Below are 15,679 nucleotides of genomic sequence, written 5' to 3'. Positions count from 1 at the left end.
GTGATATGAATGACAACCTTTTTAGAATGAAAAGATATATTGCGACAACCTTTTTAGTAACAAGCAGTAAAAACTGACAACCACTTTCAGTATAAGTCAGTCACTGTGTTGTTCATGCAGCAAAAGTAGCATATTTATCTCTTCACAATTGTGATGATATCTCTTCACAGTTGTGACGATATCTCTTCACATATGTGATGATATGTCTTCACCTATGTGAAGAGATGAAGATATAATAGTTATTTTTGCGAAATTGAAGTGCGAAAATGGTAGGAGTGCAGTGTTATAATGTAATAGATACACAGGGAAAATTACACCGTGAAGACCCTGTGAAGGATGAAAGAGGGGGGCCTTCACACGCAACTCGTTTACTATCATTCAATTACAGCGATATGTGAATGTGAAGGCCTATTTGGTAAAACCACTATTGGAGTGTTTATTATTACTCCGTGTGACATTCTTTACGTATTGGCGACTAACAGATTAAATACATAAAACAACTGTTGTGGAGAAAGAATTTTTAGAAATGATCCGTAAGCATAATGGAATTATCTATAAGGTAGTTTCTTTCTATGCCGATAAGGATAATGTGTTGGATGATTTGTATCAGGAAGTGGTACTGAACCTGTGGAAATCATACCCGGCATTTAGAGGCGAAAGTGCACAATCTACCTGGATGTACCGGATTGCACTGAATACTTGTATCTCGTTTTTTAGGAAAAGCAGCCGTAAGCCTATGTACGTAGAGCTATCGCCCGATTTGAAAACTCCTTTCGAAGACAATAGCTGTTATGTAAACGAACTCTACGCATTGATAAACCAGTTGAATAAGTTGGAGCGTGCCATTATACTCCTTTATCTTGAAGATAGGCCTTATAAAGAGATTTCGGAGATTATGGGTATTACCACAACCAACGTATCAACCAAGATTAATCGTATCAAAGAGAAATTAAAGAGAATGTCGAACAGTTAAACTAGTTAGAGTATGGATTTGGAACAACTAAAACAAATATGGAAAGAGAATGATTCCTTTCAAACAGAAGTAAATAATAGTGTGATTAAAGAAATGCTTGCCAACCGCAACAAAGGAGCATTTGAACGTATAAAAAAATACGAAAAGCAAGCGTTAACAATAATACCAATATGTGCTGTTTCGTTTGTTCTCTGTAGCATGTCTGTCTTGCTGCATGGTAGTATGTTTGGACGTTTTTGGGTACTGATGTTTATACCTATTGCAGCAGCATTGTGGTATTGGTCGTTTTTTCTTTGTCGATTTCTCGATAAGATAGATATGGGAAATATGTCTGTTACGGAAATCTCGCGTTATATAATAAGGTATAAGACATATCTGGTTCGACATACCATTGCTGCCACTATCCTGATGCCTATTTATATGGGAATTTGGTTGTATAATTTCGTAGCTTCAGCGAATCACGAATTTCAGGAAGTGTTTTCAATAGAGTTTGCTATAGGTTACTTATTGATCTTGGTGGTACTAGTTATTGTGATTCTCTGGTTTCGTTTTTTTAAGCATATACGTGGAATACAGCGTAATCTAAAAGAGCTGGAACAGTTTGAGTTGGAATAGGCATTGTCTTTCTTACACAATAAAGCCACAATACGCTCGATAGGAGTAGTATTGTGGCTTTAATTTACACAAAGAAAATATCTTTATAACTTACAGGTTTGGATTGATAGCTCTCCACTGTTTTATTGGCGGAATAACACCGGATTCGATGAGCTCATCTCGTAGATTGCACAGGTGTCGGTAGCTTTGTTGCAATGCATTTCGCTCATCGTTTGTACCTTCTACAATGTGATAATGCACTCCGGTCTTATCGAGTTTAGTTTCCATTGCCATCATGATGTTTGAGAACTCATTGTTGGAAACATACACACCAACAGGCCAGTTGAATTTTTCTCCACCCATAATAGCTCTCATCATCTCCAGCGACAGATATGCCGGACTTTGGAATGAAGAGCGTCCTCTCAGCTCGATAATTATTTTTCCACCTTGCACTACTTTCCCTTTTATCTCTTCCCAATCTTTGTGGGTTAGCTTGGGAGTTCCTATTATATCATTTAATGGTTTCCCATCTATGCTTGCTGTAGAAGAGTACACTGCCATTTGTTCTCCATGTCCGCCGTAGGTTCTGCAGTTGGTTACTTTATCAGGATGAATGTTGAAGTGTTTAGCCAGTTCGTTGCGCAATCTTGTACTGTCCAAAGCAGCCAGTGTAGTTACCTGCGATGGTTTTAATCCTGAGTACAACAACACCAACAATCCTGTTATGTCAGCAGGGTTGAATATAACCACTACGTGTTTCACGTCGGGACAATACTGCTTCAGGTCTTTACCAAATTGTATGGCTATTTCTGCGTTTCCTTTCAATAAATCTTCTCTTGTCATTCCCTCTTTGCGTGCTGCGCCTCCCGAAGTTATCACATACTTACTGCCTTTTAGCGCTTCTTCTATATTGTTGGTGTAAGTAATGGTTACGTCATTGAACCCGCATTGCAGTAATTCTTCGGCAACACCTTCCAATCCCTTGTTGTAGGGGTCGTACAGACAAATGTTAGATGACAGTCCCATAAGGAGGGCGGACTGTGCCATGTTAGAGCCTATCATTCCGGCAGCTCCAACGATTGTTAGCTTTTCTGATGTAATGGTTTTCATTCTTTCTTCTTATTAAAATTTAGACTTTGTATTCGTAGTAAGATAACAAATGCGGCTGCTTGTTGTTCGTGCATGGGACTGATTAAATTGCCCACTTTGGTAATTGAGCTGAATTGTTGGCGGAATTATATATTTCCTCCTCAAAAATAGTCTTATTCAAATGCACTTCGTCAGTCATCGTATGAAACTGAAATCAATTTAGCGTAGTAAGGAGAGTTATCTATTAAGGAGTATTTGCCAAAACATCTTAATTTCAAATTAACTTAAAGTGTTAATTGCTAATCGATGTTATTAAAGACTGTATTAGGTTATAGAATTTGTAAGCAAAGTGCTTGTTTATTATATTTGTAGTGTGTTTTTAATAGGTATTAGTTTCAATAAAAGGAATTGACCACTCGTGAGAGTGGTCTTTTTATTTTATGTACTGATAATTATTGTTGCGCTAGTTGTTAATTTAATAAGTGTTTCAGGAGAACTTCTCCTTCATTAAATCTTCTAGCTTTATCAATTCATCACGATATTGTGCCGCCTCGATAAATTCTAGTTTCTTAGCAGATTCCTGCATTAACTTGCGTGTGCGTTCAATACTTTTCTGTAATTGTGGTTTACTCATATATTGCACCACCGGATCGGCAGCAATACTTGCTGTTTCCGGTTCAATATATGCTTTCGACAAGGTGCTCTCATACCCTTCTTGCTTAAAGACTGACAGATTGCGCGCTTTCTGAATTTGCTGCGGAGTAATACCGTTTGCCTCATTGTATGCAAGCTGCTTTTCGCGACGACGATTAGTCTCTTCAATAGTAAGACGCATACTTTCGGTTACTTTGTCGGCATACATAATAACTTTGCCGTTAATGTTACGTGCTGCGCGGCCGGCTGTTTGTGTAAGTGAACGGTGGGAGCGAAGGAAACCTTCTTTATCGGCATCCAAAATAGCCACTAATGACACTTCGGGCAGATCCAATCCTTCGCGCAGCAAGTTTACACCAATAAGCACATCATAAATGCCCTGCCGTAGTTCATCCATAATTTTCACGCGTTCCAAGGTGTCTACATCACTATGTATATAGTTACAACGCACATTGTGTCGTAGCAAATATTCAGTAAGTTCTTCTGCCATTCGTTTGGTAAGTGTGGTTACAAGCACACGCTCTTGACTTTCTACACGTAGTTGAATCTCTTCCATCAAATCGTCAATTTGATTCATGCTGGGGCGTACTTCTATTACTGGGTCGAGCAAACCTGTAGGACGAATTACCTGATCTACCACAATACCTTCCGATTTTATTAATTCATAGTCGGCAGGTGTAGCACTAACATAAATAGTTTGATCGGTCATTGATTCAAATTCATCGAATGTCAGTGGGCGATTGTCCATAGCTGCAGGCAAACGAAATCCATACTCTACAAGATTTATTTTGCGTGCACGGTCACCACCATACATAGCGCGGATCTGCGGAACGCTTACGTGACTTTCATCTATAACCATCAGAAAATCCTTTGGGAAGAAGTCCAGCAGGCAATATGGTCGTGTACCTGCCTCACGACCATCAAAGTAGCGCGAATAGTTCTCTATTCCAGAACAATGACCCAATTCGCGAATCATTTCCAAGTCGTACGTAACCCGCTCGTAGAGCCTCTTTGCTTCATATGGCTTGCCTACCGATTCAAAATAAGCTACTTGTTTGGTTAAATCATCCTCAATAGCATGAATAGCTTTGATTGTAGCCTCTTTGGTTGTCATAAAAAGATTGGCAGGATAAACCTTATAAGCCTCAAACGACCCGGTGGTGTGATTGCTGATGGGGTCTATTTCTTCAATTACCTCTATCTCGTCTCCCCAGAAAATAACGCGAAGTATATGGTCGGAGTAGGCGAGCGAGATGTCTACCGTGTCGCCTTTTACGCGGAAGTTTCCACGATTTAAGTCTATGTCATTACGGGTATAAAGGCTGTCGGTTAGTTGACGCAAGAACACATTACGGCTTATCGTCTTTCCTTTTTCCAACTCGATAACATTATTGTAAAAGTCGGATGGATTTCCCATACCATAAATACACGACACAGAAGAGATGACCACCACATCTTGTCTTCCCGATAGTAGGGCAGAGGTAGCAGCTAATCGCAATTTATCTATTTCGTCGTTAATGGCAAGGTCTTTTTCAATATACGTATCCGACCCGGGCAGGTAAGCTTCGGGCTGGTAATAATCGTAATAGGATACATAATATTCCACCGCGTTATTAGGGAAGAAACCTTTAAATTCGCTATATAATTGTGCCGCCAATGTTTTGTTGTGGCTCAGAATCAGGGTTGGTCTATTGATGTTTTTAATAACATTGGCAATAGTAAAAGTCTTGCCAGAACCTGTTACACCCAACAATGTTTGCGCTGGTACTCCTTCGAGAATACCTGCGGTTAGCTCGGCTATAGCTTCGGGCTGATCGCCCGTTGGCTGGAATGGAGATACTAATTCGAAATTCATGTTGCTAAGGTATGAATTATATAGACCATAGCAATATAAAAAATGTAGTTTATATTTGCTGAAAAACGCAAAATATAACTAAATAGTCTGGAATACATTACATTTGTTACATTATCGCCCTGTTTCTATAAAAGAAATGATTTACTTTGCACGAAATTTAGAATAATGTCATACAATACAAACGTAGGAAAATGATTTGGAATGAGAATATCGAGTGCATGGATAGGGAGAGTTTGCGAAAAATCCAAGGTATTCGACTAAAGAAGACAGTAGAGCATGTGTATCATAACACACCGTTTTATCGAAAAAAAATGCAAGAGTTGGGTGTTACACCCGACGACATAAACAGCATTGACGATATTGTAAAACTACCTTTTACCACCAAGCATGACCTGCGCGATAATTATCCTTTCGGACTTTGTGCGGTTCCTATGAGTCAGGTTGTTCGCATTCACGCATCATCAGGTACAACCGGCAAACCTACAGTAGTGGGCTATACCCGCAAGGATTTAGCAAGTTGGACAGAGTGCCTTGCACGCTGTTTTACTGCGTATGGAGCTGGTAATACGGATTTTTTTCAAATAGCCTATGGGTATGGACTCTTTACCGGAGGGCTCGGTGCTCACTATGGAGCCGAACATATAGGTGCCTCGGTTATTCCTATGTCGAGCGGTAATACCGAAAAGCAAATTACACTAATGCACGATTTTGGTGCAACGGTTCTTTGCTGTACACCCTCTTACGCCCTTTTTATGGCAGACGCCATTAAAGATTCGGGTATTTCGCTCAATGATTTGAAACTAAAAATAGGTATTTTCGGAGCCGAGCCTTGGACAGAAAGTATGCGTAAAGACATTGAAGAAAAACTCGGCATTAAAGCATACGATATATACGGATTGAGCGAAATAGCTGGTCCGGGAGTGGGTTATGAGTGTGAGTGCCAGTGTGGTACACACTTAAACGAAGATCATTATTATCCCGAAATAGTAGATCCTGCAACATTGAAACAAGTAGCAGCCGGCGAACAAGGAGAATTAGTCTTTACACACCTGACGAAAGAAGGTATGCCGTTGCTGCGCTACCGCACAAAAGACCTTACCGCACTGCATTACGATACTTGTACTTGTGGACGCACATTGGTGCGTATGGATAGAATTTTAGGTAGAAGCGATGACATGTTAATCATTCGCGGAGTGAATGTATTCCCAACACAAATAGAAGAAGTTATTCTTCAACTTCCGGAGTTTGAGCCACACTACCTGCTTACCGTTGATCGCGTGAATAACACCGACTATATGCAATTAAAAGTGGAGGCTCGTCCAGAATTTTATTCTGATGAAATAAAAATCATGCTTGCGTTGAGAAAGAAGCTGGTAGCTAGATTACAGAGTGTTTTGGGACTTGGTGTAGATGTGAAAATAGTAGAGCCACGCACCATTGAACGGAGTATGGGTAAAGCTAAGCGGGTAATAGATAACCGCAAACTGTAGCGATTCGTCGATTATATTTTGGTTTATAACCAAAAAAAGCCTATCTTCAAGCGTTAATATTAATATCAACTAAAATCAGACCAAAGATTATGATAGCCAAACAACTTTCTATCTTCTTGGAAAACAATACAGGACGACTTACCGAAGTAACCGAAGTACTAGCAAAAGAAGGCATTAACCTCTCTGCTTTGTGCATTGCCGAAAATGCCGATTTCGGTATTCTTCGCGGTATCGTTTCGGATCCGGAGAAAGCGTACAATGTATTGAAAGAAAATCACTTTGCAGTAAATGTAACCGATGTAATAGGTATTAACTGCCCTAATGTTCCCGGTGCATTGGCCAAAGTACTCAATTACCTCTCCGAGTCGGGTGTATTTATTGAATATATGTACTCATTTGCTAACAACAACTCGGCGAACGTAATTATCCGCCCCAGCAACCTGGAAAAGTGTATTCAGGTACTCACCGCGAAAAAAGTAGATTTGCTGGCGGCAAGCGACCTATACAAGCTATAATAGCGAGTATAGTGTATTCCTTTTATTTCTTATTAAATGAAAAAAGCATTGATTAATTGGTTAATTCAATGTGAATAAGTAACTTTGCGCAATTATTTTTATGGCATGAAGAAATATATCTTATCCTTATTGCTTATCACTGTGGTTTTTTCCTCTTGTGGGAACTACAACAAAATCTTAAAAAGTACAGACTACGAATACAAGTACGAAGCAGCTAAGAACTACTTTGCAAAAGGGCAGTACGGGCGTTCGGCAACTTTGTTGAATGAACTGATTACCATCTTAAAAGGTACCGACAAAGCGGAAGAATCTTTATATATGCTTGGTATGTGCTACTATAATCAAAAAGATTACACTACGGCTTCACATACTTTTATCACCTATTATAATACTTATCCTCGTGGTACATATACTGATTTGGCACGCTTCCACTCTGGTAAAGCGTTGTTCTTAGACAGTCCGGAAGCACGTTTAGACCAATCGGGTACGTATTTGGCTATACAAGAACTCCAAATGTTTATGGAGTACTTCCCACAAAGCTCTAAAATGCAGGAAGCTCAAAATATGATTTTTGAATTACAAGATAAACTTGTGTTGAAAGAATATTTGGCAGCCAAACTTTATTATAATTTAGGTACATACCTTGGAAACAACTATTCGGCTTGTATCATAACAGCGCAAAATGCGTTAAATGACTATCCTTATACGCACTTGCGTGAGGACTTGTCGATTTTAATACTTCGCGCCAGATATGAGATGGCAGTAGAAAGTTATGATGAAGTAAAAGAAGAACGTTATCGCGAAGCGATTGACGAATACTATTCTTTCAAGAATGAATTTCCTGAAAGTAAGTATATGAAAGATGCAGAAAGAATTTTTAATGAATCGTCGAAAATAATTCAAGATTAAAATTTATATGGATTACAGAAGAACAAATGCCCCTACGAATACCATTACTCGTGACATGATGGAAGTGTCTGCAGATACTGGTAATGTGTATGAATCAGTAGCTATTATTGGAAAGCGTGCAAATCAAATCAGCGCTGATATTAAGGTAGAATTATCAAAGAAGTTACAAGAGTTTGCTTCTTATAATGATAACCTTGAAGAAGTGTTTGAAAACAGAGAGCAAATTGAAATTTCTCGTTATTATGAAAAACTTCCGAAGCCTACTCTGATTGCTGCACAAGAATACCAAGAAGGCAAAATATATTACAGAAACCCTGCTAAGGAAAAAGATAAACTACAATAAGATGATACAACGTATTCAAACAGTTTATCTACTTGTTGTTGCCGCATTGCTGATTGCATCAATGTGTTTACCTTATGGCAATTTCATCCTTGATGATAATATAACTGTTATGAAGTTTACTTCTTTTGGAGTAAATGGCGTAGAAGGTTCATCATGGGGGTTATTTGCCATATTATTGCTGAGTACAATTGTTGCATCTGCTACCATTTTCTTGTTTAGAAACAGAGTATTGCAAATACGTATGACAATCTTTAATACCATTTTATTGATTGGATACTATGTTGCTTTTATAGTGTTTTTCTTTACCTATAAAAATGCAATTGACCCGTTGAGGTTTCAGGTAGGAATTGCTGCTTGTTTGCCTCTTATAGCTGTTATCCTTAATTATTTAGCGATACGCGCTATAGGCAAAGATGAGGTGTTGGTTAGAGCAGCTGACCGGTTACGATAAGAAAGATATAAAATTGAAAGATATAAAAAAAGACTTCCTATGCAGGAAGTCTTTTTTTATATAGATAGAGATTTGTTTAACGTGCAGCAAAAAATACGTTACCCATTGTAACTTTTTGCGCAGCCAATATTCCTTGTGCATCCAAAGTAACATTCATTGTTTCTCCGTTTTGCAGGAATAAATCTGCAGTTCCGTTTTCATTGATTTTAACTAGTTCGCTAGTTACTTCTTCACTTACAACACTCCATGTGTTAGTTTCATTGTTAAAGATAAGGTCAACAGTAGCTTCTCCTTCTTTGGTGATAGTATAACCGTTTTCAAGCGTTTCAACAGTATAGTCACCATTTTCACCTTTTACTTGTTTTACTTCACCTTTCTTTGCAATAGGGCTGTTGCCTGTCCAAAACTCAATACTGTTAAGAACAAGAACGTCAACAAGACCTGCAATTTCGTACACCGGAACAATGTGTAAAGCGATAAAAACCAATTCGTTAACAAATTTGTTGCCAACGCCTTTGTTCCAACTTAATACGTTATTGAACAATTTGAAAGAACCAATGCAAGAACTGAAAAGGAAAGAACCTGCAAGTACAAGTGATAAAAGTTTTAATTTACTTTTCCTCATAACTAATAATTTTGGGTTAATAATATGAAAACTGTTTATTGGTACAAATATAGTAGTAATTTGTTGTTTTTTTGAAAGAAATAGCATAAAACTTAGGGTAGTTATAATACAGCATACATAGTATGAGAAGGGGTATTCACAGTATCAACCATATAGCAACGATATGACAGATGCTTCCTCCTAAGCAGAAAACATGAAAAGTACAGTGCATATATTTAATACGTGGTAACGAATAGAACACAGCACCAACAATATAAGAAACTCCTCCGGCAATTAACCACCAGAATGAAGAAAGTGCATCTGCTGCCGTAAGACTATCCATAAGTGGTTTCATGGCAACCAATATAGAACATCCCATAGCCACAAAGCTAATCGTTTCAAGGTTGCTATGTTCTTTTAGATTGGTGTAAGAAAGGATTACACCGACAATTGCCGATAACCAAACTAAAATAAATATTCCCCACCCCCAGAAGCCGTATTCCCTCATGGCAAGCAAGGTGAAAGGTGTGTAGGTAGCAGCTATGTGCAGATAAATGGCAGCGTGGTCAAACTTACGGAGTTTTGCCTTTTTCTTTCTATGAAGGGTGCCATGGTAGCATGTCGACGCGATATAGGAGGAAAGCATCCCGCAGAGGTATACAATAATAGAACCTATAGCAAACGGATCGGGATTTAGTCGTGCCTTTTGCAGTAAGAAATAGCCTGCGACAACACCCAGTACAATGCCTGCTGCATGAGAAAGGGAGTTGATTCGTTCTTCTTTTACGGAATATTTCATCTTAATAGGATTGTTTTGAGAACCGTTATTTGGGACCTTTATCATAACCGGTTCATTTTGTTTTTACAAAAGTATCTAAAATAGCTGAAAAGTGGGCGTTACTTTTAGTAAAAACGAAGTTTGAACTTACAAAAAACGAGGTTCGTTATCATTCAAAACAAACCTCGTTTTTTTATTTAAGTTCAAATAGGTAGATATATGTACTATTTCATTCTACTTTCTACTACATTCCAATCTATAATTGTCCATAATTCCTTAATATGATCGGCACGACGATTTTGAAAATCAAGATAGTAAGCATGTTCCCACACATCAAAACCAAGCAAAGGAGTTAGTCCCGCACGTAAAGGATTGCTACCATTGGCTTCTTTGGTAATTACCAATTTACCTTCTTTATCTGATGACAACCATGTCCATCCCGATCCGAACAAAGCGATAGATTCTTTGGTAAACTCTTCTTTGAATTTTTCAAAGCTACCAAAATCACGAACAATGGCTTCGGCCAGTTTTCCTGTAGGTTCTTTCTTGGTTTGCTTAGGAACAAACTGCAGGAAATAAAGCGTGTGGTTCAATACTTGTCCAGCATTATTAAAGATAGCACCGTTAGGAGCTTTTGCTACTATTTCTTCGATGGTTTTTCCCTCAAACTCAGTTCCAACAACTAGGTTGTTAATGTTATTTACGTACGTTTGGAGATGTTTTCCATAATGGAAATCAATGGTTTGCTGACTGATTACAGGTTCCAATACATTGTTAGCATAAGGAAGTGTTGGCATTTGGTATGACATAATTGTAAATATTGATATTAATAAAATTGTATTCATATGCTTTGATTGTAATTTGTTATAGTACAAATATAACAAAGGCAGAGGTTAAATGTTTCGTACAACTGCCAAAATTCTCCTATCTTTGCGTCTATATACTCATAGATAGCATCAATATATGTTGATAAATTACTTGGATGAACTGAATGAGAGCCAGCGCAATGCCGTGATGTACAACGATGGACCTTCCTTGGTTATTGCTGGGGCAGGATCGGGAAAAACCCGTGTGCTGACATACAAAATAGCCTATTTGCTTGAGAGTGGTTTTGAACCTTGGAGCATTTTAGCACTCACATTTACCAACAAAGCTGCACGCGAAATGAAAGCTCGTATCGCTGCGAAGGTTGGCGAAAGTCGCGCTCGTCATCTATGGATGGGCACGTTTCATTCTATTTTTTCGCGTATTTTGCGTGCTGAAGCTACATTACTGGGCTTTCCGTCTCAATTTACTATTTATGATTCTTCGGATAGTAAGAGTTTATTGCGCTCTATTATTAAGGAAATGGGGTTAGACGATAAAATTTATAGAGTAGGGAATGTACAAACACGTATCTCCAATGCCAAAAACCAACTGATTTCACCTTCGGCCTATGCGCGCAATAAAGAGATATACGAAAGTGATACGAACGCCAAAATGCCGAAAACAAGAGAAATCTATATCCGCTACTGGGAACGTTGCAAGCAAGCAGGCGCTATGGATTTTGATGATTTATTGTTCTACACCTATCTTTTATTTCGCGATAATCCCGAAGTGTTGGAACGCTACAGAATGCAATATCGCTATATATTAGTCGATGAGTATCAAGATACAAACTATGCGCAACATGCTATTATTCTACAACTTAGCGAAACATCCCAGCGCATTTGTGTAGTGGGCGACGATGCGCAAAGTATTTATTCATTTCGTGGTGCGAAGATTGATAATATATTAGGTTTTACAACTATCTATCCTACTGCCAAACTCTTTAAGTTAGAGCAAAACTACCGCTCTACACAAACTATTGTAAGTGCGGCAAACAGCTTGATTGAAAAAAACACCAAACAGATACGTAAAGAAGTTTTTTCAGAAAAGGAGCGGGGAGAGGCTATTCCTGTCTATCAGGCATACTCCGATGTAGAGGAAGCCGAAATAGTTGTAAATAAAATAGCTGATATGCGCCGCAGAAATGACTTTGAATATTCCGATTTCGCTATTCTCTATCGCACAAATTCACAAAGTAGAGTTTTTGAAGCCACCCTGCGTAAGCGATCCATGCCTTATAAAATCTATGGCGGACTGTCCTTTTATCAGCGTAAAGAGATAAAAGATGTAACTTCTTACTTTCGTTTGGTAGTCAATCCAAACGACGAGGAAGCTTTCAAACGAATTATCAATTATCCGGCACGCGGTATAGGAAGTACTACGTTAAGTAAAATAATAGAAACAGCAGTAGCCAATGGCACCAGCCTTTGGAACGTGATGACCGACCCACTGGCCTGTGGATTAGCCATAAATAAAGGCACACATGCCAAACTACAGGGCTTTCGCGAAATTATTGATCAGTTCTTCACAGAGCTGCCACTCAAAAATGCCTACGAAATAGGAACAGAAATTATTCGTGCTTCGGGTATTATGAGTGATATATGTCAAGACACTTCTCCCGAAAACCTTAGCCGCAAGGAAAATATTGAAGAACTGGTTAATGGCATGCACAATTTCTGTGCAGAACGTCTTGAGGAAGGAAATAATAATGTATCACTGACTGATTTCCTTTCGGAAATAGCATTGCTCACCGATCAGGATTCTGACAAAGAAAGTGACGACAAGGTAACCCTGATGACGGTACATGCCGCCAAGGGGTTGGAGTTTCCGGTGGTGTTTGTGGTAGGAATGGAAGAAAATCTTTTCCCTAGTTCCATGACGGGAAATTCTGAAGCAGCAATGGAAGAAGAGCGTCGACTATTTTATGTTGCGATAACCCGTGCCGAGAAACACTGCTTTTTGTCGTATGCTAAGTCACGCTTTCGTTATGGAAAAACAGAATTTAGTGCACCAAGCCGTTTCTTAAGAGATATCGATACAGATTACTTAGAACTTTCAAGCGAGGCTATGGGTTATGGTAGTCGAGTGAGTGAACCCTCGGGCCGTTTTTATCATGAGATGAAAAAAGAACGGGTAACGGTACCATCACAGCAAAGAAAAGAAACGATCTCTTCGACAAGCGCTCCTGTACGGAATTTTAAGAAAGTAAGCGCTGCTACTCCTTCTAGTGCACCTTCTGGTGTAACCGGAATCGCTGAAGGACAATTTATTGAGCACGAACGTTTTGGTATAGGATGTGTAATACGAGTAGAAGGGGCGGGTGATAATGCAAAAGCAACAATTAGTTTTCAAAATGCGGGCGAGAAACAACTGTTACTTCGCTTTGCGCGATTCAAAGTAATAGAATAAATGCAATAAACAGATGATTGATTTTAATAAATTTCCTTCTCCCTGTTATATAATGGAAGAAGAACGGCTTCGGAAGAACCTACAATTGATTAAACAAGTAAAAGACCACACAGGTGTAGAAATTATATTGGCATTCAAATCGTTTGCTATGTGGCGCTCGTTTCCTATTTTTAGAGAATACATAGATCACTCCACTGCAAGTTCCGTCTACGAAGCACGACTTGCGTTGGAAGAATTTGGCAGCAAAGCCCATACCTACGCACCAGCATACACAGAAGCAGATTTTCCTGCAATTATGCATTGCAGCAGTCATATTACCTTTAATTCTTTGTCGCAATATGCCCGGTTCTATCCAATGGTTAAAGTAGACGGTAATCGTATTTCGTGCGGCATCCGTATAAATCCTGAATACTCGGAAGTAGAAACGGAATTATACAATCCTTGCGCACCCGGCACTCGCTTTGGTATTACGGCCGATTTATTGCCCGAGCAGCTACCAGCGGGCATAGAAGGGTTTCATTGTCACTGTCACTGCGAGTCATCCTCGTTTGAGTTGGAACGCACTTTAACACACATAGAGTCAAACTTTTCTAAATGGTTTGCACAAATTAAATGGCTTAATTTGGGTGGCGGACACCTCATGACGCGTGCCGATTACGATACCGAACATCTCATCAACCTGCTTAAGGGTCTACAAACACGCTACCCCCATTTGAAAATCATTCTAGAACCAGGCTCTGCCTTCACATGGCAAACAGGTGTGTTGATTTCCGAAGTAGTGGATATTGTGGAAAGTCGCGGTATTAAGACAGCCATACTCAACGTTAGCTTTACCTGCCACATGCCCGATTGTCTGGAGATGCCCTACCAGCCTGCTGTTCGTGGTGCACAACAAGGAAACGATGGTACACACGTGTATAGATTAGGTGGAAATTCCTGTTTAAGCGGTGATTATATGGGGGATTGGAGTTTCGATCATGAGTTGCAAATAGGCGAACGTGTGGTCTTTGAAGATATGATACACTATACCATGGTTAAGACAAATATGTTTAACGGAATCCATCATCCTGCCATCGCATTATGGTCACAGGAAGGCGAGGCAATTGTGTATAAACAATTCAAATACGAAGACTATCGCGATAGAATGAGTTGAATAAGTAAAGGTTTATTTTTCTCTTTTAATAATTTGCACGTTTCAAGAAAACCATTACCTTTGCATCCGCAATTGCGAAAGTAGCTCAGTTGGTAGAGCATAACCTTGCCAAGGTTAGGGTCGCGGGTTCGAATCCCGTCTTTCGCTCTCAGATTGTTGACTCACTGCCCAGGTGGCGGAATGGTAGACGCGCTCGTTTCAGGTGCGAGTGTTGAGAGACGTGCAAGTTCGAGTCTTGTTCTGGGCACCTGATAAAACAGTTTGTTATTTGAAATGATGGAGAGATGGCGGAATTGGTAGACGCGCTACTTTGAGGGGGTAGTGACCGGTCGGTCGTGTGAGTTCGAGTCTCATTCTCTTCACATATTGCGAAAGTAGCTCAGTTGGTAGAGCATAACCTTGCCAAGGTTAGGGTCGCGGGTTCGAATCCCGTCTTTCGCTCAACGCTAAAATACATGAAAAAGATAAAGCCTTTCAAACATTAAGTTTGGAAGGCTTTTTTATTACTTCACGGTGAACGTTTCAACTCTAAACAGTATAAGCGTCAAGTTTTCGGACTTGAAACACCCCTCTCAGAAGCGTCTTAACGCAGTGTCGTTTTAGGATATTTTGGCTCAAGTCGAAATCTTTGTTGGTATCCCTGTTTACGCACAAAGTTTAGCCAGCCTAAAGATAAAGAATGGTATATCTCTTACTCCCCTGAACTGTGCTCTAAATGCCTTTGTTTTTGCATTGAATGATTCTGCTGCTGCATTGGTTGATCTGTTTTCAAAGTAATAAACGGATCAAGTTAAATAGTATAGGCGTATGCTCCAAATACTTGAAGCGTCAAGTATAAAGAGTACACGCGTCAAGTATAAAGAGTTGACGCGTCAAGTATTTGGGGCTGAAATACCGGATCAACGTAAAAACCTGAGGGATTTTATTTTTATGCATAAATATTTGTCAGCCTGTATATAAAGAATTCCCTTTCCCTTACTCCTCTGAACTGTGCT

Annotated in this window: 14 protein-coding genes, 4 tRNA genes and 1 pseudogene; 13 read left to right on the top strand and 6 right to left on the bottom strand. The window is 39.3% G+C overall.

Annotation, left to right across the window (positions count from 1 at the left end):
- Positions 1-526 precede the first annotated feature (526 nt).
- Both D0T50_RS13365 and D0T50_RS13360 read left to right on the top strand, forming a co-directional pair.
- Positions 527-973 carry an RNA polymerase sigma factor gene (locus tag D0T50_RS13365; RefSeq protein WP_163224031.1) on the top strand — a complete coding sequence of 149 codons (447 nt, stop codon included), beginning with the start codon at positions 527-529 and terminating at the stop codon, positions 971-973.
- A 12-nt stretch (positions 974-985) separates the two neighbouring features.
- Entirely contained in the window at positions 986-1,588 is a 603-nt protein-coding gene (locus D0T50_RS13360; RefSeq protein WP_163224028.1) for a hypothetical protein, read from the top strand.
- Positions 1,589-1,678: 90 nt separating this feature from the next.
- On the opposite strand, the gene D0T50_RS13355 is transcribed toward D0T50_RS13360, so the two are convergent.
- Positions 1,679-2,677: a malate dehydrogenase gene (locus tag D0T50_RS13355; RefSeq protein WP_163224027.1), complete on the bottom strand. Its 999-nt coding sequence runs from the start codon at positions 2,675-2,677 to the stop codon at positions 1,679-1,681.
- A 466-nt stretch (positions 2,678-3,143) separates the two neighbouring features.
- Positions 3,144-5,165, bottom strand: coding sequence for an excinuclease ABC subunit UvrB (gene uvrB, locus D0T50_RS13350; RefSeq protein ID WP_163224026.1), 2,022 nt, complete (start codon positions 5,163-5,165; stop codon positions 3,144-3,146).
- Between the two features lie 191 nt (positions 5,166-5,356).
- Between uvrB and D0T50_RS13345 the strand changes: the two genes are divergently transcribed.
- The 5 genes from D0T50_RS13345 to D0T50_RS13325 all read left to right on the top strand — a co-directional run bounded on the left by D0T50_RS13345 (position 5,357) and on the right by D0T50_RS13325 (position 8,873).
- Entirely contained in the window at positions 5,357-6,655 is a 1,299-nt protein-coding gene (locus D0T50_RS13345; RefSeq protein ID WP_163224025.1) for a phenylacetate--CoA ligase family protein, read from the top strand.
- Positions 6,656-6,744: 89 nt separating this feature from the next.
- Positions 6,745-7,170, top strand: coding sequence for an amino acid-binding protein (locus D0T50_RS13340; protein WP_163224024.1), 426 nt, complete (start codon positions 6,745-6,747; stop codon positions 7,168-7,170).
- A 105-nt stretch (positions 7,171-7,275) separates the two neighbouring features.
- The gene (locus D0T50_RS13335) at positions 7,276-8,079 is read left to right on the top strand and encodes an outer membrane protein assembly factor BamD (protein WP_163224023.1); all 804 of its coding nucleotides are present in this window, start codon (positions 7,276-7,278) and stop codon (positions 8,077-8,079) included.
- Between the two features lie 7 nt (positions 8,080-8,086).
- Positions 8,087-8,422, top strand: a complete 336-nt coding sequence (locus D0T50_RS13330; RefSeq protein ID WP_163224022.1) for a DNA-directed RNA polymerase subunit omega — start codon at positions 8,087-8,089, stop codon at positions 8,420-8,422.
- Between the two features lies 1 nt (position 8,423).
- Entirely contained in the window at positions 8,424-8,873 is a 450-nt protein-coding gene (locus tag D0T50_RS13325; RefSeq protein WP_163224021.1) for a DUF4293 domain-containing protein, read from the top strand.
- A gap of 76 nt (positions 8,874-8,949) precedes the next feature.
- Here D0T50_RS13325 and D0T50_RS13320 read toward each other — a convergent pair whose 3' ends face one another.
- The 3 genes from D0T50_RS13320 to D0T50_RS13310 form a co-directional block, all read right to left on the bottom strand.
- Positions 8,950-9,498, bottom strand: a complete 549-nt coding sequence (locus tag D0T50_RS13320) for a DUF3332 domain-containing protein (RefSeq protein WP_163224030.1) — start codon at positions 9,496-9,498, stop codon at positions 8,950-8,952.
- Between the two features lie 136 nt (positions 9,499-9,634).
- A complete protein-coding gene (locus D0T50_RS13315; protein WP_203558251.1) occupies positions 9,635-10,321 on the bottom strand; it encodes a hemolysin III family protein in 687 nt (228 codons plus the stop codon).
- A 158-nt stretch (positions 10,322-10,479) separates the two neighbouring features.
- On the bottom strand, positions 10,480-11,100 hold the full coding sequence (locus D0T50_RS13310) for a superoxide dismutase (RefSeq protein WP_163224020.1): 621 nt from the start codon (positions 11,098-11,100) through the stop codon (positions 10,480-10,482).
- A 118-nt stretch (positions 11,101-11,218) separates the two neighbouring features.
- Between D0T50_RS13310 and D0T50_RS13305 the strand changes: the two genes are divergently transcribed.
- The 6 genes from D0T50_RS13305 to D0T50_RS13280 all read left to right on the top strand — a co-directional run bounded on the left by D0T50_RS13305 (position 11,219) and on the right by D0T50_RS13280 (position 15,125).
- The gene (locus tag D0T50_RS13305) at positions 11,219-13,531 is read left to right on the top strand and encodes an ATP-dependent helicase (protein WP_163224019.1); all 2,313 of its coding nucleotides are present in this window, start codon (positions 11,219-11,221) and stop codon (positions 13,529-13,531) included.
- A gap of 13 nt (positions 13,532-13,544) precedes the next feature.
- Positions 13,545-14,684: a carboxynorspermidine decarboxylase gene (nspC, locus tag D0T50_RS13300; RefSeq protein WP_163224018.1), complete on the top strand. Its 1,140-nt coding sequence runs from the start codon at positions 13,545-13,547 to the stop codon at positions 14,682-14,684.
- Positions 14,685-14,758: 74 nt separating this feature from the next.
- Positions 14,759-14,831 (top strand) — tRNA-Gly (locus D0T50_RS13295).
- A gap of 19 nt (positions 14,832-14,850) precedes the next feature.
- Positions 14,851-14,931 (top strand) — tRNA-Leu (locus D0T50_RS13290).
- A gap of 31 nt (positions 14,932-14,962) precedes the next feature.
- Positions 14,963-15,046 (top strand) — tRNA-Leu (locus D0T50_RS13285).
- A 6-nt stretch (positions 15,047-15,052) separates the two neighbouring features.
- Positions 15,053-15,125: transfer RNA gene (locus D0T50_RS13280), tRNA-Gly, on the top strand.
- 203 nt (positions 15,126-15,328) lie between these two features.
- Here the strand turns inward: D0T50_RS13280 and D0T50_RS13275 are convergent.
- Positions 15,329-15,466, bottom strand: a pseudogene (locus D0T50_RS13275) (transposase); the annotation flags it as partial.
- Positions 15,467-15,679: the final 213 nt, after the last annotated feature.

Origin of the sequence: Bacteroides sp. 214 (assembly GCF_010501015.1) — a bacterium.
Lineage (GTDB): Bacteria > Bacteroidota > Bacteroidia > Bacteroidales > Bacteroidaceae > Bacteroides.
This window is presented reverse-complemented; position numbering and strand designations above follow the sequence as displayed.